The sequence below is a fragment of the Rhizobium sp. B21/90 genome (genome assembly GCF_019355815.1).
Taxonomy (GTDB): domain Bacteria; phylum Pseudomonadota; class Alphaproteobacteria; order Rhizobiales; family Rhizobiaceae; genus Rhizobium; species Rhizobium rhododendri.
Map to the genome: position 1 here is coordinate 135,136 of NZ_CP072165.1, position 18,060 is coordinate 153,195.

15 protein-coding genes are annotated in these 18,060 nt (G+C 62.9%); 4 read left to right on the forward strand and 11 right to left on the reverse strand.

The genetic code is table 11. The annotated features are described in order from the left end of the window. Positions 1–4: 4 nt before the first annotated feature. Together ligD and J5278_RS28630 are read left to right on the forward strand one after the other, a co-directional pair. Positions 5–2,692, forward strand: coding sequence for a DNA ligase D (gene ligD, locus J5278_RS28625; protein ID WP_219259483.1), 2,688 nt, complete (start codon positions 5–7; stop codon positions 2,690–2,692). Further along, a complete protein-coding gene (locus J5278_RS28630) occupies positions 2,692–3,765 on the forward strand; it encodes an ATP-dependent DNA ligase (protein ID WP_142824880.1) in 1,074 nt (357 codons plus the stop codon). The genes ligD and J5278_RS28630 overlap by 1 nt, the downstream gene beginning before the upstream one ends. A gap of 30 nt (positions 3,766–3,795) precedes the next feature. Here the strand turns inward: J5278_RS28630 and J5278_RS28635 are convergent, their stop codons facing one another. Both J5278_RS28635 and J5278_RS28640 read right to left on the reverse strand, forming a co-directional pair. Then, complete coding sequence (locus J5278_RS28635) at positions 3,796–4,731, reverse strand: D-2-hydroxyacid dehydrogenase family protein (RefSeq protein ID WP_209185697.1); 936 nt, start codon at positions 4,729–4,731, stop codon at positions 3,796–3,798. Between the two features lie 82 nt (positions 4,732–4,813). Next, entirely contained in the window at positions 4,814–5,389 is a 576-nt protein-coding gene (locus J5278_RS28640) for a transglycosylase SLT domain-containing protein (protein WP_142824878.1), read from the reverse strand. A gap of 122 nt (positions 5,390–5,511) precedes the next feature. Here J5278_RS28640 and J5278_RS28645 point away from each other — a divergent pair, with 122 nt between their 5' ends. Beyond that, positions 5,512–6,429 (forward strand): alpha/beta hydrolase, encoded by a 918-nt coding sequence (locus J5278_RS28645; protein ID WP_247749353.1) that lies wholly within the window; start codon positions 5,512–5,514, stop codon positions 6,427–6,429. Here J5278_RS28645 and J5278_RS28650 read toward each other — a convergent pair whose 3' ends face one another. The 9 genes from J5278_RS28650 to J5278_RS28690 all read right to left on the reverse strand — a co-directional run bounded on the left by J5278_RS28650 (position 6,430) and on the right by J5278_RS28690 (position 16,934). Beyond that, entirely contained in the window at positions 6,430–8,430 is a 2,001-nt protein-coding gene (locus J5278_RS28650; RefSeq protein WP_209185698.1) for a CocE/NonD family hydrolase, read from the reverse strand. An 86-nt stretch (positions 8,431–8,516) separates the two neighbouring features. Beyond that, entirely contained in the window at positions 8,517–8,702 is a 186-nt protein-coding gene (locus tag J5278_RS28655) for a type II toxin-antitoxin system Phd/YefM family antitoxin (RefSeq protein ID WP_142824876.1), read from the reverse strand. Positions 8,703–8,843: 141 nt separating this feature from the next. After that, complete coding sequence (locus tag J5278_RS28660; protein WP_209185699.1) at positions 8,844–10,475, reverse strand: ABC transporter ATP-binding protein; 1,632 nt, start codon at positions 10,473–10,475, stop codon at positions 8,844–8,846. Next, positions 10,468–11,295 carry an ABC transporter permease gene (locus tag J5278_RS28665; RefSeq protein ID WP_142824874.1) on the reverse strand — a complete coding sequence of 276 codons (828 nt, stop codon included), beginning with the start codon at positions 11,293–11,295 and terminating at the stop codon, positions 10,468–10,470. Before J5278_RS28665 ends, J5278_RS28660 begins: the two co-directional genes overlap by 8 nt. Beyond that, complete coding sequence (locus J5278_RS28670) at positions 11,292–12,299, reverse strand: ABC transporter permease (protein ID WP_209185700.1); 1,008 nt, start codon at positions 12,297–12,299, stop codon at positions 11,292–11,294. The genes J5278_RS28665 and J5278_RS28670 overlap by 4 nt, the downstream gene beginning before the upstream one ends. Before the next feature lie 126 nt (positions 12,300–12,425). Next, entirely contained in the window at positions 12,426–14,015 is a 1,590-nt protein-coding gene (locus tag J5278_RS28675) for an ABC transporter substrate-binding protein (protein ID WP_142824872.1), read from the reverse strand. A gap of 112 nt (positions 14,016–14,127) precedes the next feature. Next, the gene (locus tag J5278_RS28680) at positions 14,128–14,406 is read right to left on the reverse strand and encodes a hypothetical protein (RefSeq protein WP_209185701.1); all 279 of its coding nucleotides are present in this window, start codon (positions 14,404–14,406) and stop codon (positions 14,128–14,130) included. A 1-nt stretch (position 14,407) separates the two neighbouring features. Further along, the gene (locus J5278_RS28685) at positions 14,408–15,904 is read right to left on the reverse strand and encodes a carnitine 3-dehydrogenase (RefSeq protein ID WP_209185702.1); all 1,497 of its coding nucleotides are present in this window, start codon (positions 15,902–15,904) and stop codon (positions 14,408–14,410) included. Between the two features lie 127 nt (positions 15,905–16,031). After that, the gene (locus tag J5278_RS28690) at positions 16,032–16,934 is read right to left on the reverse strand and encodes a 3-keto-5-aminohexanoate cleavage protein (RefSeq protein ID WP_209185703.1); all 903 of its coding nucleotides are present in this window, start codon (positions 16,932–16,934) and stop codon (positions 16,032–16,034) included. A gap of 104 nt (positions 16,935–17,038) precedes the next feature. Here J5278_RS28690 and J5278_RS28695 point away from each other — a divergent pair, with 104 nt between their 5' ends. Further along, positions 17,039–18,010 carry a GlxA family transcriptional regulator gene (locus tag J5278_RS28695; RefSeq protein WP_209185704.1) on the forward strand — a complete coding sequence of 324 codons (972 nt, stop codon included), beginning with the start codon at positions 17,039–17,041 and terminating at the stop codon, positions 18,008–18,010. Positions 18,011–18,060 lie beyond the last annotated feature (50 nt).

The window sequence follows — 18,060 nt, forward strand, 5'->3', positions numbered from 1 at the left end:
ACCCATGGTCGGCGACGAAAATCTCAAGACCTATCGCGCCAAGCGAGATTTTAAGAAAACGCAGGAGCCGAGCGGCGAAACGGAGATTGCTGCCTCGAACAGAAGGCGGTTCGTCATCCAAAAGCACGACGCGACGCGGCTTCACTATGACCTGCGCCTGGAACTCGACGGCGTCTTCAAGTCCTGGGCAGTCACCAAGGGTCCGTCTCTCGATCCCGGCGACAAGCGGCTTGCCGTCGAGGTCGAGGACCATCCGCTCGACTACGGCGACTTCGAAGGTACAATCCCGAAAGGCCAGTATGGCGGCGGCACGGTGCTGCTGTGGGACCGCGGATACTGGGAGCCGGAAGGCAGCAAGACCCCGGAAAGAGCGCTTGAAGACGGCGATTTCAAATTCAGTCTCGAAGGCGAAAAGCTGCATGGCAGCTTTGTGCTTGTGCGCATGAAGCATGACCGGAACGGCGGCAAGCGAACCAACTGGTTGCTGATCAAGCATCATGACGATCATGCCGTGGACACCGGCGGCGAGAAAATTCTCGAGAAGGATAGCTCCGTCGCGTCCGGCCGCTCGATGGAAACGATTGCCGCAGGCAAGGGAAAAGCCCCAAAACCTTTCATGCTTGCTAAGAGCACTTCGTCCGCCGGCGCTGTCTGGGACACCAGCGAGGGGCTTGCTGCAGAAGAACGCGCTACCAAAGAGCCAAAGCGCAAGTCAGCCGAGGGCAAGGGCAAGGGCAAGGGCAAGGGCAAGGGCAAAGCCGGCGCAAAGGAAAGCAGCTCCGCAATGCCGGATTTCATACCGCCGCAGCTTTGTGACACGGGCGCACGGCCACCGTCCGGTGAGGGCTGGGTACACGAAATCAAGTTCGATGGTTACCGCATCCAGATGCGGATAGTGGACGGTAGCGTCAGCCTGAAGACCCGCAAGGGCCTCGACTGGACAGACAAGTTCAGCGCGATTGCCCGCGCCGCGGAGGCTCTGCCCGATGGCATCATCGACGGGGAAATCGCCGCGCTCGACAGCCATGGCGCGCCGGACTTTGCTGCCCTCCAGGCAGCCCTCTCAGAGGGAAAAACGGAGAATCTCGTGTTCTTCGCCTTCGATCTGCTATTCGACGGCGAGGAGGATATGCGCGACCGACTTCTTTCCGAGCGCAAGATCCGCCTGAAAAAGGTTATGGACAAAGCAAAGCCCGATGCCCGCATCCGGTTTGTCGAGCATTTCGACACCGGTGGCGACGCGGTTCTGCGCTCTGCCTGCCAGCTTTCCCTCGAAGGCATCATCTCGAAGAAGCTCGACGCTCCCTATCATTCCGGCCGTAGCGCCTCGTGGTCGAAGTCAAAATGCCGCGCCGGCCACGAGGTGGTGGTCGGCGGATGGGCAACGACCAACGGACGGTTCCGATCGCTGCTGGTTGGCGTCTACAGAGGCGATCATTTCGTCTATGTCGGCCGTGTTGGAACAGGATATGGCGAGGCGAAACTCAAGACGCTCGAACCAAGACTGGAAGCCGTCAAAGCTGACAAATCGCCATTTACCGGCATCGGTGCTCCGCGCAAGGATGCGAGCATTGTCTGGGCAAAGCCGGAGCTCGTCGCCGAAATCGAATTCGCCGGCTGGACGAATGACGGGCAGGTTCGACAGGCGGCGTTCAAGGGCCTGCGCGACGACAAGCCCGCATCCGAGGTCGAGGCCGAAAAGCCTGCATCGCCTGCAAAGGTCGAGGTGCAGCATCCGGACGAGAAAGTCCACGCAACCCGCCGGGGCGCAGCAGCCCGGGCGTCGGTCATGGGCGTGGCGATCTCCCATCCAGACAAGGCCATGTGGCCTGACGCCGGCGATGGCGAGCCGGTCACCAAGCTGGATCTTGCCCAGTATCTGGAGGCAGTCGGTCCATGGATGATGGACCACATTGCCGGTCGGCCGTGCTCGATAATCCGGGCGCCCGACGGCATCGGCGGTGAGCAGTTCTTCCAGAGGCATGCAATGCAGAGCACATCGAACCTGCTGGATCTCGTCACCGTATCAGGCGATCGCAAGCCCTATCTCGAAATCGACCGCATCGAAGGCCTTGCCGCGGTAGCCCAAGTCGCGGCACTCGAGCTGCATCCCTGGAATTGCCTGCCGAAAAAACCCGAAGTGCCCGGAAGACTGGTATTCGACCTCGATCCCGGCCCTGACGTGCCATTCTCGACCGTAGTCGAGGCTGCGCGCGAGTTGCGCGACCGGCTCGAGGAGCTAGGCCTTGTCAGCTTCTGCAAGACAACCGGCGGCAAAGGCCTGCACGTCGTCACACCTTTGTCGGAAGGCAAGACGGCGCTGACATGGCCGGAGGCGAAGACCTTTGCCCACGACCTCTGTCTTCAGATGGCCCATGACGCCCCCGACCGCTACGTCGTCAACATGGCAAAGAAGCTTCGCAACGGACGCATCTTCCTCGATTACCTGCGCAACGACCGCATGGCGACGGCAGTCGCCCCGCTTTCGACACGCGCGAGACCGGGCGCGACGGTGTCGATGCCGATCCTGTGGTCGCAGGTCAAGTCCGACCTCGACCCGAAACGCTTCACCATCCGCACCGTGCCCGCCCTGCTGAAGAAGAGCTCGGCCTGGGAAGACTACAACGACGGCGCTCGCCCGCTCGCCCCGGCGGTAAAGCGCCTCGCAAAATCGCGCGCGGACGCGGCCTGATGGCGGTGAAGGCAGGCCGGAAAGGCAAAAAGGCTGATGTCAGCAAGGGTGACCTGCTCGGCATCGCGCTCGACACATCACCCATGGAGGCGCGCTCCGCCGAGGCGTTGCCGCAGGGCGATGGCTGGCAATACGAACCGAAGTGGGATGGCTTCCGCTGCCTCGCGTTCAAAAATGGCGAGGAAGTCGCGCTTCATGCGAAATCCGGCAAACCGCTCGGACGCTACTTTCCCGAAGTTCTCGCCCTGCTGGCCGAGATTCCGGCCGAGCGATTTATCATCGACAGCGAGTTGGTGATCGAAATCGACGGTCACCTCTCGTTCGAGGCCCTGCAGATGCGCCTCCATCCGGCGGAAAGCCGCATTCGAAAGCTCGCCGCTGCCACGCCCGCTCGCCTCGTCATGTTCGACATGCTGCTGTCTTCGGACGGAATGCCGTTGGTCGACCTGCCGATGTCCGAGCGCCGTAGCGCACTCGAAAGCTTCGCAAAGCAGAATCCCCGTCCGCGACAGATGGTACTGTCGCCCTTCACGACCGACCTTACCCAGGCTGAGCGCTGGCTTTCGTCGTCGGGAAACAGTGCCACCGACGGCGTCGTCGCCAAACGCCGAGACGGCGCCTACGAGCCGGGCATCCGCGCGATGCTGAAAGTGAAACGCCTGCGCACCGCCGACTGTGTCATCGGCGGCTTCCGGTACGAGAGCAACAGCGCCGAAGTCGGCTCGCTGCTGCTCGGCCTCTACAACGAGGACGGCAAGCTCGATCACGTCGGCTACACCTCGACAATTTCGGACGAGGAACGACCGGATCTCACAAAACAGCTCGAGGCGCTGCAGGCACCACCGGGTTTTGCTGGCAAGGCGCCGGGCGGCCCCAGCCGCTGGACGACCGAGCGCAGCGCCGCGTGGCAGCCGCTGCGGCCGGAGCTTGTCGTGGAAGTCCGCTTCGACCAGGTGACAGGCCGACGTTTCCGGCACGGAACGACGCTGGTGCGCTGGCGACCGGACAAGGACCCGCGCCAGTGCACATTCGAGCAGATCGCACCGCCTCTTGCACCGGACGAGGTCGATTAGGGGCCGGGACAAACCGTCCCGTTACGAAGGCTAGCCGGCGTTCGCGGTCAGCCACTCGCTAACATGGGAAACGGTATCGCCGTAGAACGTCTCGTACAGCGACTGCGAGACGTAGCCGATATGCGGGGTGGCCAGGACATTGGGCAGTGTCCGGAATGGATGATCCGGCAACATCGGCTCGACGTCGAAGACATCCACCGCAGCACCGGCGATGGCCTTGCGCTCGAGCGCATCGATCAGCGCCGCCTCCGTGACGATAGGGCCGCGCGAGGTATTGATGAGGAAGGAGGAAGGCTTCATCAGCGCAATCTCGTCGGCCCCGACCAGTCCGCGACTGCGATCGCTGAGCACCAGATGCACGCTCAGGAAATCGGAATGCCGGAACAGCGCCTCTTTCGAGACCAGCGTCGTCCCGAACTGTTCGGCCTTTTCAGCCGTCAGGTTCTGGCTCCAGGCGATGGTCTTCATGCCGAATGCGTGGGCGATGGTGGCGACCCGTGAGCCGACATTGCCAAGCCCGAGCAACCCGAGCGTCTTGCCGTTGAGATCGTAACCGATCGAACGCTGCCAGCCGCCGGATCGAAGCGAGGCATTCTCGCTGGCGACGTGACGGGCAACGCCGAGGATCAGCGCCCATGTCATTTCCACGGTCGCCGTCGATGCATAGCCCGTGTGCTTGACGACGATGCCGCGTTCCGCCGCAGCTCCAACATCGATCGAGGCATTGCGCGCGCCTGTCGAGACGATGAGCTTCAGGTTGGGCAATTGTGCCAGCAACTCGGCCGGCATCGGCGTGCGTTCGCGCATGACGCAGATCACATCGAACGGCGCCAGCCGCCGGACGAGTTTCTGCCGGTCGGCGAGGTGATCGTTGAAGACGGTGACCTCCGCCCGCCTGGTCACATCGGACCAGTCTGCAAGCGTCAGGGCCACATTCTGATAGTCGTCGAGGACTGCGATTTTCATCTCTGTTCCTTCAAGGGCTGATAAGCCTAACCTAGGAACGAAGAGCCGTTTTCACAGGGCCGAAACGTCGGACGGCGGCCGATCAGCCGCCGCAGGTGCGCAGCTGGCTGTTGTAGGTCGAGGCAATGCCGGCGGCCCGGCGGGCGGTGCGCTGAAGCTCGCCATTGGAGCGGAAGCTGCCGCGGCTGTAGCCGTCATGGCCGACATAATAGGCCATGTAGAGATTGTAGGTATCGTTCAGCGCGATGCCGTTCTGGAGATGACTTTGCGCATGGTACCAGCCGATGAAATTGATCGCGTCGGCAAAATTGGTCCGTCGGGCCGACCAGTGGCCGGTCGCCCGCTGGTAGCGCGACCATGTTCCATCGAGAGCCTGGGCATAACCGTAGGCGCTCGAAGGCCGCGTCCATGGGATGAAACCGAGCAATAGTGTGCGCGGTGGCCGTGCATAGGGCTGGAAACCGGATTCGACGTAGATCGTCGCCATCAGCACCGGCACGGGGACTCCGTACTCGCGCGAGGCTTTGTCAGCTGCACGTCGCCAGTTGTTGAAAAGGCCGTCGCGCTGCTCGAAAATCGCGCAGCTGTTGCGGATCTGATGGGGCGCCGTCGCGCAACTGGACAACACGACAAGGGCGGCGATAAACAATTTACGCATCGCAAACTCACTCTCTTCCGAGAGATGAATAAGCGGTAAACGTTAAAAACGGGTTTTTATCGAGTCCGGGAATCGCACAGCGTGATTTTTGGCGAAATGCGCCTGCAAACGGGGAGAAGACAATGCCGGAAACCATCCGCCCGATGCCAGGCGAGGCAGGCATCCTCGAATTCCTGCAGCTGTGCGACAGCTTCTACCCGGCCGATGCCGTCGATGCGTCGATTGGCCAGCAGCGTCTCTGGTACGATGCACTCTGCGCCCAGTTCGAGAGGCGAATGCCGGACGGCATGACGGCAGAAGATTGCCCGATTGGCACCGTCCCGACCCGTCGATATCGCCCCGCCGACGTGCGGACGTCGACGAAACTGCTCTATCTGCATGGCGGCGGCTATGTCGTCGGCTCGCTGTCGAGCCATCATTCGATCTGCGCCGAGATCGCCGACGCTGCGGGCGTCGAACTGATTGCCGTCGATTACCGCCTGGCCCCGGAACATGTGTGGCCGGTGCAGACGGACGATTGCTTCACGGTGCTGAAGCTGCTGCTCGGCGATGGCGAGACGGTTGTCGTCATCGGCGACAGCGCCGGCGGCAACCTCGCGGCAGGCCTGACGCTCAGGGCACGCGACGAAGGGCTGGATGGGATCGTCGGCCAAGTGCTTATCTACCCGGCGCTCGGCGGCGACCTCGTCTCGGGCTCCTACCAGGAGATGGCAGACGCTCCGGGGCTAACGACCGCCGATCTCGCCTATTATCGCGCCATCCTCAAGGCGCCTGCAGACGAGCCTGTCGCTCATCCGCTGCTAGCCCGGACCTGTGCGGGCCTGCCGCCAGCCTACATCACGGTCGCCCATTTCGATCCGCTGCGCGACGACGGAAGACTTTATGCCGGACGGCTTGCCGCTGACGGCGTCGAGATCTGGTTCCGCGAGGAGCCGCAGATGGTGCATGCCTGGCTCCGGGCCCGCCATATGAGCAACGGCGCACAGGCAGGCTTTCGCGCAGTCTGCATCGCGGTCAGCCGATTTGCCGACACGCTCTGATCACATCATGTCGCGCGGCACGGCCTTGTCGAAGGTCTTTTCGAAGACCTTCGCATCGCCCTCGTAGCCGATGACCGAACCGCCGATCAGCCATTCCGTCGCCGTGCAGGCAATCGTCGCGGTCGAGACGGTGCGGACGAACCAGCCGGGCCGCTGCATGTCGCAGGTCCACACCGATTTGCCCTTCATCGACAACGGATCGTTGGCGGAGATCGACCACACCTCGTCGCGCAGCTGGCGCGTCGACAGGCCGGTGCCGGGATGCTCGAACAGGCCGGTGTCTTCATAAACGCAGTAATCGGTGCGACCGGCGGAGAGATCGCGCACCACCTGGCGCTTCGTCTCGCTCGGCTTGTGCTCGATATACTTCGGCAGCGGATCGGGGTTATCCGGCTGCTTCATCTCGAACATCTGGTGCTCGCCGAGCAGCGGCATCGCAAGGCCTATAGAGGCGAGATCGATGGTCACGCCTTCGTCGACGGGTGGCGGCAGCAGCATCGGCCAGTAGGCAGTCGACAGCGACAGGCGGATGCGGTGGCCGGCCTGGAAGCGATAGCCGCAGGCATCGAGCACCAGACGGATCTGCGTCGGCTCGCCCGGCACCATCGGCTGCGGCTCGGCATTACTGTCACGATGGGCGAGATTGAGAACGCCGAAGGTCACTCGCGTCGCGGTACCGTCCGGATGGATATCGACGATGCGGGCGCAGAGATTGGCAAGCTCGGCGTTAGCGCGGACCGTCAGCGTCAGTTCGGGGCGCCCGAGGAAATCATGGGCTTCCGTCAGCACCGGTGTCTGGAACACCAGCGAGCCACCATCGTCGCCGCGCTGGTCGAGTGCCATCTCGGCATCCGGCTTGAGGGTGAACCATTCGCCGGATGCGGTGCCCGTGTCGAGCGGCGACTTCAGGAAGACCGGGTGCTCCGGCGCATGCGGGATCGGCATCCCTTCCATCAGCGCCCCGAACTGCTCGACATAGAAGCACTGCATATCCGGTTGCTGCCATTCGGGCTTGGAAACCCAGAAGCCGGGATCGACATCGCGGCGGGTCGCAGGCTTCGGGGCATCGAGCATGAAGGCACGCACCTGCGGCAGGTTTTCGATACCGTTGTCCTCGCCGCGCAGCCAGCGGTTCCACCAGGCAATTGCCTCGCCATGGAAATCGGCACGCGGTTTCGGCCAGGCGAAATGTGGATATTTGTGCACCCAGGGGCCGATCAGCGCCTTGGCCTTGTCGCCCAGTCCCTCAACGGCTTTCAGCGGCGTATTGCGGTAACCATCGGCCCACCCGGCGATTACAAGGGCCGGAACCTTGAAGGCCGAGAAATCGTCGCCGATCGATCCATGTTGCCAGAATGCGTCGCGACGCTGGTGCTGCAGCCACTCCTCCATGAAGAACGGCTCGTTCTCCAGCCGCTCCATCCACATCTCGCGCCAGCGCTCGCCGACGATCTCGGGGTCGGGCGCACGTGACTGGTAGGCGAGCATGGTCGCTGCCCAGGAGAGCTGCGCCGACAGATGGCAGCCGTCCTTGTAGTGAATGTCGTCATTATAGCGATCGACGGTCGAGGCGATCGAGATCACCGCCTTCAGCGCCGGCGGATTGAGGGCTGCCACCTGCAGGCAGTTGAAGCCGCCCCAGGAAATCCCCATCATGCCGACAGACCCGTTCGACCACGGCTGGGCGGCAATCCAGGCGATCAGCTCGCAGGCATTGGCGAGCTCCAGCTCGGTATATTCGCCATCGATGACGCCATCGGATTCGCCCGACCCCCGGATATCGACGCGCACCCCGGCAATGCCGGCAGCCGCAAACACTGGATAGGTGGATTCGTCTCGCGGGCTGGTTCCATCACGCTTGCGATACGGCAGGAACTCGAACACCGCCGGCACCGGATCCGCCTCGGCATTGTCGGGCATCCAGATACGGGCAGCGAGCCGCGTGCCGTCGGCAAGCGTGATCCACTGGTTTTCGATGACGGTGAAGGGGCGGTCAGTCATGGCATTCCAATTCCAAGGCAATAGTCAAAGGCGATAATCAGATGTCGAAGAACTTGATAGGTATCAGTCTTTCGTTCCAGCAATAGCTACTCGTGCATGACCCCTGCCTCAGCACTCAGCCGAACGCCTGGAAGATTTTGATAGTCATCATAGGATAGAATGACCGCCGACTTTTCGCCATCGCGGGTGATGATGGTGGGCTTGCTTTTCAATGCGTCTTTAACGAGGGCGGACAATTTTTCCTGTGCCTTCTGAAGTTCAATCTCACGCATGTTGCACCTCCAAAGAGTATAGTTGATCTTACCACCGCGCCCTGTCCTTTCACGGCGCAGACGCGCCGTGGCTGGATACCTGTGACGGGCACAGTATGAGGGAGACTTTGAGCCAGCGCCGACAGCCACCAGCATCATAGCTCAATTCCCTGCGCTCTCCATCTTCCGCGTCGTCAGCACCTTCTCCAGCCAGCCGATCTCCATTTCCGGCACCGATTTCAGCAACAGGTCGGTGTAGTCGTCGAAGGGTGGGGCGAGTACCGTCGATTTCGGCCCGAACCGTACCAGCTTGCCACGATGCATGACGGCAACGCTGTCGGCGATGGCGCGGACGATAGCGATGTCGTGGGTGATGAAGATGTAGGAAAGCTGCTTTTCCTCCTGCAGCTTCATCAAAAGGCTCAGAATGCCTTCTGCCACCAATGGATCCAGCGCTGAGGTCGGCTCGTCGCAAAGGATCAGCTCCGGATTGGCAGCAAGGGCGCGGGCGATGGCGACGCGCTGCTTCTGGCCGCCGGACAGTTCGGCCGGATAGCGGTCGACGAAGCCGGTTCCCATCTCGATCTGCTCAAGCAACTCTTTCACGCGGGCCGTTTTTGCAGCTCCACGCAGGCCATAATAGAAGGTCAGGGGCCGGCCGATGATGTCACGGACGGTCTGGCGCGGGTTCATCGCCGTGTCGGCCATCTGGTAGATCAGCTGGATGCGTCGAAGGTCGTCGTTCGAGCGACCTTTCAGGGCAGGGGACAGCATTTTATCGCCGAACGAGACACTGCCCTGCTGGGGCGGTAGCAGGCCGGTAATGACGCGTGCCAGCGTCGACTTTCCGGAACCGGATTCGCCGACGATCGCCAGCGTCTGACCCTTCGGCACATGCAGCGTGACGTCAAACAGCACCTTGAAGCCGTTGGAATAGCCGGCAGTGATATTCTCGACCTTCAGCAGCGTGCCGGTCTGGACGGCAGCCTCGGTCCGCAGCGCCTGGCGGACGTTGACGAGCGCCTGGGTATAGGCCTCGCGCGGCGCCTCGATGATCTGCTGGGCGGTGCCGTATTCCACCGTCTTGCCGTGGCGCAGCACCATGATGTCGTCGGAAATCTGGGCAACGACGGCAAGGTCGTGGGTGATGTAGAGGGCCGCCGTGTTGGTGGCCTCAATGGCGTGCTTGATGGCGGCAAGCACGTCGATCTGGGTCGTCACGTCGAGCGCCGTGGTCGGCTCGTCAAAGACGATCAGCTCCGGGTTGGAACACAGTGCCATGGCGGTCATGGCGCGCTGCAATTGCCCGCCGGAGACCTGATGCGGATAGCGCTCGCCAAACGTCTCGGGGTTGGGCAGGCCGAGGACGCGGAACAGATAGAGCGCGCGGGTCCGGGCCTCTTCCTTGGTCATCAGGCCGTGCTTTACGGAGGCCTCGATGACCTGTCCGCCGAGCCGGTGCGCTGGATTGAAGGCGGCCGCCGCCGATTGTGCCACGTAGCAGACGCGGGCGCCGCGCACCCGGCGGATGCCGGATTTGCCGAGCGCCAGAAGGTTCTCACCGTCGAGCAGCACTTCCCCGCCGGTGATTTCTGCACCCCCGCGACCGTAGGCAAGTGCCGACAGGCCGATGGTCGACTTGCCCGCGCCGGATTCGCCGATAAGGCCGAGCACCTTGCCCTTGGCGAGATCGAAAGAGACATCGTCGACGATAGTCACGCGCTTCGGCGGCTCGCCGGGCGGATAGCTGGTGGCCTCGATCTTCAGGCCGCGTACCGAAAGCAGCTCAGGCATCGCCACGTCCTCCCTTGAGGCTGGACGTCCGCTTCAACAGCCAGTCGACCACCAGATTGACACAGATGGCGAGCGCCGCGATGGCCCCGCCGGGCAGAAGCGCTGCAGAAATGCCGAAGATGATGCCGTCCTTGTTGTCCTTCACCATGCCGCCCCAGTCTGCAGTCGGCGGCTGGATGCCGAGACCGAGGAAGGAGAGTGTGGAAAGAAAGAGGATTGCGAAGGCAAAGCGCAGGCCGAATTCAGCCAGGAGCGGCGACAGCGTGTTTGGCAGGATTTCGCGGAAGATGATCCAGATCTTGCCTTCGCCACGCAGCTTTGCCGCCTCGACGAACTCCATCACCGCCACGTCGAGCGCCACCGCCCGACCGAGACGGTAGACGCGGGTACTGTCGAGAATAGCCATGACCAGGATCAGCACGACCAGGTTCTGCGGCAGCACCGCCAGAACCACCAGCGCGAAAATCAGCGTCGGGATCGACATCATCAGATCGTTGAAGCGCGACAGCACGGTGTCGATCACGCCGCGCGAGACGGCTGCGGTAAACGACAGGATGATGCCGAGCGAGAACGAGATCAGCGTCGCACCGAGCGCCACGGACAGCGTCGTACGGGCGCCGAAGATCAGCCGAGAGAGAATGTCTCGGCCGAGATTGTCGAGCCCGAAGTAGAATTGCCCGTCGGCCGGCGCCCAGACCTCGCCGACGACCTCGGTCTCGCCATGCGGAGCGATCCACGGGGCGAATATGGCGCAGACCAGCGCCAGCAGGATGCCTGCCATGCCGACCCAGGCGGTGATGGGGATCTCTCTCAATCTCATCGCGGATGCCTCAGACGGGGGTTGGCGACAATGGCAAGGATGTCGGCCACCATGTTCAAGAGGATGTAGACGGCAGCGAAGATCAGGCCGCAAGCCTGGACGACGGGCATGTCGCGCACCGTCACGGCGTCCACCATGTACTGGCCCATGCCGGGATAGACGAACACCACCTCGACCACGACAACGCCGACGACGAGATAGGCAAGGTTCAGCGCCACGACGTTGATGATCGGCGCCAGCGCATTCGGCGCCGCATGCCGGACGATCGAGCGGAAGGCGCTGAGGCCTTTCAGTTCAGCCGTCTCCATATAGGCCGACGACATCACCGAGAGGATCGCTGCCCGCGTCATCCGCATCATGTGGGCGAGCACGACGAGAACCAGCGTCGCCGTCGGCAGGGCAATTGCCTGCAGCCGGTCATAGAGGCTCATTTCGGCATAGACGGTGGCCGGGAAGGTAGCGACTCCGAATTTCACGGCGAAGAACATGATCAGCAGGTAGCCGATGAAAAACTCAGGCAGCGAGATCGCCGCCAGCGACACGATGTTGATGATCTTGTCCGGCATCCGGTTGCGGAAATGCACCGACAGCATGCCGAGCCCGACGGCCAGCGGCACGGAGATCAATGCCGCAAATCCGGCGAGAAACAGCGAATTGCCGAGCCTGAGGCCGATCTGCTCGCTGACCGAATTCTGGCTCGCCCAGGAGGTACCGAAGTCGCCGACCATGGCATGGCCGAGCCACGACAGATAGCGCGACAGGAGCGGCTGGTTGAGGCCCAGCTGATCGCGGATGTTGGCGATTGCCTGAGGCGTCGCCGACTGGCCGAGATAGGTCGAGGCGAAATCGCCGGGCAGCGCCTGGAGGCCGACGAAGATCAGCAGCGAGACGGCAAACAGCAGGACGATGCTGAGGATGAGACGCTCGAGGATCAGCGCCGCCAGTGGAAACTTCTCGCGCAGCCTGCGGCCGGGAAGACCGTCGGTGTCGATCGAATTGGACATGGGCGGACCGCCTTTTCTGAACCGGATAGGGCTTTTCTGAAACGTGGAGGGCAGGATCGGGGGCGAGACGCCCGACGATCCACACGCCAGTCTGGCGGGCGGCGCATAGGCCGCCCGGTTTCAGTCTCAGGCGTCGAGCCAGACGCGGGTGGCGACATAGCCGTTCGACATGTCGTTGCCGATGTCCTGCACATAGTTCATCAGCTTCTTCGAACCGGCGTTCACGAAGTCGTTGAACATCGGCAGGATGGTGCCGCCTTCGTCGCGGACCATCATGGCCATCTGGCGATAGAGGTCCTTGCGCTTGGTCTCGTCCAGTTCGGCACGGGCCGATACCAGCAGCTTGTCGAAATCCGGGCGCTTGAAACGGGTATCGTTCCAGTCGGCGGTGGACAGGTAGGCGCCGGAGTAGAACTGGTCCTGTGTCGCGCGGCTGCCCCAGTAGGAGGCGCTGAACGGCTGCTTGTTCCAGACGTTGGTCCAGTAGCCATCGGCCGGCTCGCGCTTGATCTCGAGGTTGATGCCAGCCTTCTTGGCGCTCTGCTGGAACAGCACGGACGCATCGACGGCGCCGGGGAAGGCAACTTCCGAGGTCCGCATCAGGATCGAGCCGTCGTGGCCGGACTTCTTGTAGTGGAACTTCGCTTTGTCTGGATCGTACTTGCGCTGCTCGATGCCGTCTGGGAACAGCGCATAGGTGCTGTTGATCGGGAAGTCGTTGCCGAGCGAGCCGTAGCCGCCAAGGATGCGCTTGACCATTTCCTCGCGGTCGATGGCGTATTTCAGCGCGAGACGCAGGTCGTTGTTGTCGAACGGTGCGGTGTCGCAGTGCATGATGAAGACGTAGTGACCGCCGCCGGCCGTCGTCAGAAGCTGGACGTTCGGGGCGCGTTTCAGAAGGTTGACCGTCTTTGGATCGATGCGGTTGATACAGTGGACCTGGCCGGAGGTGAGGGCGGCGACGCGGGCTGTCGCGTCGTTCATGGTGATCAGCTCGACGCTGTCGACATAACCGCGATCCGTGCGCCAGTCGTTCGGGTTCTTCTCGAAGGTCATGCGCACGCCGGCCTGGAAATTGGCCACCTTGTAGGCGCCGGTGCCGATCGCCGCCGTCGGGTTGTCCATGCCGCCGTTCGGCTGGATGACGAGGTGGTAGTCGGTCAGGAGCGCCGGCATGTCGGCATTGCCCTGGTCGAGGGTGATGACGAGATCGCCGTTCTGGTTCTCGATCTTGGTCAGCGACTTCATCATGCCAAGAGCGCCGGACTTCGACTTCTCGTCGGAATGGCGGTGCAGGGTGGCGACGACGTCGTCGATGGTCATTTCCTTGCCATCGTGGAACTGCACGCCCTTGCGGATCTTGAAGGTCCAGATCTTGGCGTCAGGCGACGATGTCCAGGATTCGGCGAGCGCCGGAAGTGGCTTGCGTGTCTGCGGATGGGTCTCCACCAGCGTGTCGCCCCAGGTGCGCACGGCAACAAACATGACCTGCGAGGTAGCCGAGGCCGGGTCGATGCTGTCGGTCGACGATCCGCCCTCCAGCCCGAGCTTCAGGTGGCCACCCTTTTTCGGCGTCTGCGCCATGGCGCTGGTGGCAAACATCGCGTCGGCGGCGGCAAGCGTGATACCGGCGGCCATGGCGCGACCCATGAATTCGCGGCGGTTCATGCCCCCCGAGGTGACACGACCGGTCAGATATTTCGTAAACTCGCTCATTCCCTGTTCCTCTTCTCTGGTTGTTATTAGACTTCGTATCCCGGCTGCCGTTTTCGGCGTTGACTTCCCGGTCCGATCCATTGCCGACGACTATACGGAGATAGCAGCCAATTCAAACCCTTGATCGATCTCCCTGATAAATTCGCTGCATCTTTTCGTAACCGGATGCGCGGCAATCCTCGACGTTTAACGGCGGAACGGCTGCCCGCCCGCCATCGGTTTCGCCTTTCAGTAATGGCGGGTTCACCACCGATTGCAGCGGTTGAACGCGACAGAAACTACCCCCGATGCGACGATGCGGACCGGCATCCCTGCCAATCCGCCCATCGGTTTCAAAGCTGTTGCCGCGCGGCCCAAATCCCGCGCCGGCGGCACCGATTGCGATATCCATCCTACCCCTGTCGTTTCTGCCCGACATGCCGTCCCGCACCCTCCGGCGGGGGAAGCGTCGCATGGGCATCGGCGATGGCCATGATTCTGTTCAGGATATTTTCCGGCGCCGGCATCGCCTTGCCCGCCTTGGAATCCACATGCAGCAGCATCTGCTCTGCGGTGGCGATCGCATCGCCTGTCTCGCTGTTGTGGATGGTGTGGAAAACCTGCAGCCGCTTGTCGTCGGCCGAGAGAATCTGGCAGGTGGCATGGATCGGCTGTCCGAGTTTCGCTTCACCGAGATGCCGGATATGGGTCTCGACGGTGTAGTAGCTGTGACCGTCCCGGACATAGGCGAGATCGACGCCGACGAGCCGCAGCAGCGCATCCGACGTGTCGCCGAACACCTGCAGATAGCGGTGTTCCGTCATGTGGCCGTTATAGTCGACCCAGGCCGGGCTGACCTTGGTCTCGACCAGCTTCAGCGGCCCTGCGGTGTCGTGCCGGGCGTTGCTCCCGCCGCCCTCGGCCCAGAGGCCATCCTCGAATTCCTTCAGCAGCTTGCCGGCACCCCAGCCATTGCCGCCGTCGCCGCCCTTCAGCGTCTGCAGAATGCCGACGAGGTTTTCGTCACGGATGCGTTCGAGTTCGCGGATCGAGCGGCCGCCGGCCTGTTCGTCCGATTGCCGGCCGATCTTTTCCACCAGCGCGTCGTCGAGATCGACGACGTCGGTAAGCTTGCTCCAGGGCCAGGCGAGGCACGGGCCGAACTGCGCGAGGAAATGCCGCATGCCGGCCTCGCCCCCGGCAATGCGATAGGTCTCGAACAGCCCCATCTGCGCCCACCGCAGGCCAAAGGAATAGCGGATGACATCGTCGAGCGTCTCGACCGTGCAGATATCGTCCCTGATCAGCCACAGCGCCTCGCGCCACAGGGCCTCCAGCAGGCGGTCGCCAACAAATGCCTCGATCTCCTTAGCAATATGGACGCCCTTCATGCCGATAGGCACCAGCCAGTCCATTGCCGCCCTGATCGTTTCGGCCGTAGTCTTCTCGCCGCCGACGATCTCGACCAGCGGCAACAGGTAGACCGGGTTGTAGGGATGGGCGACGAACAGGCGTTCCGGATGGCGCATGTCGCGCTGCAATTCGCTCGGCAGCAGGCCCGAGGTCGAGGAGCCGATCAGCGCGTCCGGCCGGGCCGCCGCATCGATCTGGTTGAGTACGCCGCGCTTCAGGTCGAGCCGCTCCGGCACGCTCTCCTGGATCCAGTCCGCATCGGCAACCGCCTCCTCGAGGCTTGCCGTGAACGTCAGCCGACCCCGTGCCGGCAGCGGCGCCCCGGTCAGCATCGCATAGGCCCGCTCGGCATTGGCCAGCACTTCGCCGACAATGCGCCGGGCGTCCGGATGCGGGTCGAACACCTTGACGTCGACACCGGCCAGCAGAAACCGGGCGATCCATCCCCCGCCGATAACGCCACCGCCGATGCAGGCCGCTCTGGTGATTTTGGTCATGATAGTTCCTGCCATGCTCTAAATTCCCTCATCCGACCCTTCGGGCAACATCCTCTCCGCCTGCCCTTCTCCCCCGGGGAGAAGGTGGCCGAAGGCCGGATGAGGGCCGTTAGCCGGACCCATATTCCTACCGCTTCGTCAGCTTCAGCTTGCGCCGCACCTCGTCCGGCCCGATGATCCGGCCGCCCATGCCTTCGACGACGGTGACCGCTTTTTCGACCAGCTGCTCATTGGTGGCGAGCTTGCCCTTGCCGACATAGAGATTATCCTCCAGCCCGACGCGGACATTGCCGCCGGCAAGGATGGCGGCGGCCGGATAGGCCATGGCGTTGCGGCCGATCGAAAAGGCCGAAAATGTCCAGCTCGGCGGCACGTTGTTGACCATCGCCATAAATGTATTGAGATCGTCGGGCGCGCCCCAGGGGATGCCCATGCAGAGCTGGATCAACACCGGGTCCTCGATCAGGCCTTCCTCGACCAGCTGCTTGGCAAACCACAGGTGGCCAGTGTCGAAGGCCTCGATCTCCGGGCGGACGCCGAGATCGGTCATCTTCTTCGCCATGGCGCGCAGCATGGCGGGCGTGTTGGTCATCACGTAGTCGCCGAGCGAGAAATTCATCGTGCCGCAGTCGAGCGTGCAGATTTCCGGCAGGCACTCGGCGACGTGGGCAACACGGTCCGTGGCGCCGCCCATGTCGGTGCCGACAGGATTGAGCGGCAGCGGATTTTCGACATCGCCGAAAATCATGTCGCCGCCCATGCCGGCCGTCAGGTTCAGCACGACGTCGACCTCGGAGGCACGGATGCGGTCCGTGACCTCCCGGTAAAGCTCGATGCGACGGCTGCCAGCACCGGTTTCGGGATCGCGAACATGGCAATGGACGATGGCAGCGCCAGCCCTTGCGGCATCGATGGCGGATTCGGCGATCTGCTTCGGGGTAACCGGCACATGGGCGGACTTCGAAGCCGTATCGCCGGCACCGGTGACGGCACAGGTGATGAACACATCGCGATTCATGGCAAGAGGCATTTGGGGGTCTCCATTGGTTGACCGGATTACGCGGCATGACGGAGAGGATTGCTTTGCATTTTCGGAAGTAGATTATACATTATCGGAAACGGACCCCGATCCCTATGCTGACCTCGTCGAACGCCCCGCTGGATATCGACCTGCTGATCCTGCCGGAGACCAACCTGATCCTGATTGCCTCGGTCATCGAGCCGCTGCGGGGCGCCAACCGCATTGCCGGCAGCGAGATCTACCGGTGGCGATTGTTCACCCCCGACGGCGCTCCGGTGCAGACGACGAGTAATATCCAAATCCCCGTAGACGCCGCCTTCCGTCCGGCCAGGGAGACGACGCCGCTGTTCGTGCTCGGCGCCTACAACTGGCAGCGGAGCGCCACGCCGGCCCTGAAGATGCAGCTGTCCCAGACCGCGCGTTATCGCACGGTCATCGCCGGCATCGAATCCGGGACATGGCTGCTGGCGGAAGCAAGCCTGCTCGACAACGTGGCGGCCACGACCCATTGGGAGGATTTCGACGATTTTGCCGCGGCCTATCCGCAGGTGCGGATGGTGCGCGAGCGCTTCGTCATCGACGGCAAGCGCATCACCACCGGCGGCTCGCTGCCAACCGTCGACCTGATGCTCGAAATCATCCGGCGGCGGCAGGGCTATTCGCTGGCACTGGAGGTAACCCGGCTGTTCATCTACGAGCAGGCCGGTTCCCGCAGCAACACGCAGGTCATGCCTTCGACGGCGGCGTTCGGGATGAACGATCCCCGCGTCGCCCACGCGGTGCGGCTGATGGAGGAGACCGTCGAGCAGCCCCTGTCGCTCGCCCGCCTCGCCAGGCGCGCAGGGCTCAGCGCCCGCCATCTGCAAACGCTGTTCCGCGAAAGCGTCGGCGTTGCGCCCCACGTCCACTACCTCGCGCTCCGCCTCAACGCCGCCCGCCGCAAGGTGATCGAGACACCCGCCACCTTCGCCGACATCGCCGCCGCCACCGGCTTCAACTCCGCCTCAGCCTTTTCCCGCAGCTACCGCACCCAATTCGCCGAAAGCCCCTCCCAAACCCGCAACCGCATCGGCCGGAGGGTTTGAGCGGGGGCCATGGGACAAGAAAGGAGAAGAATATCGGCGGGTAACCAGGC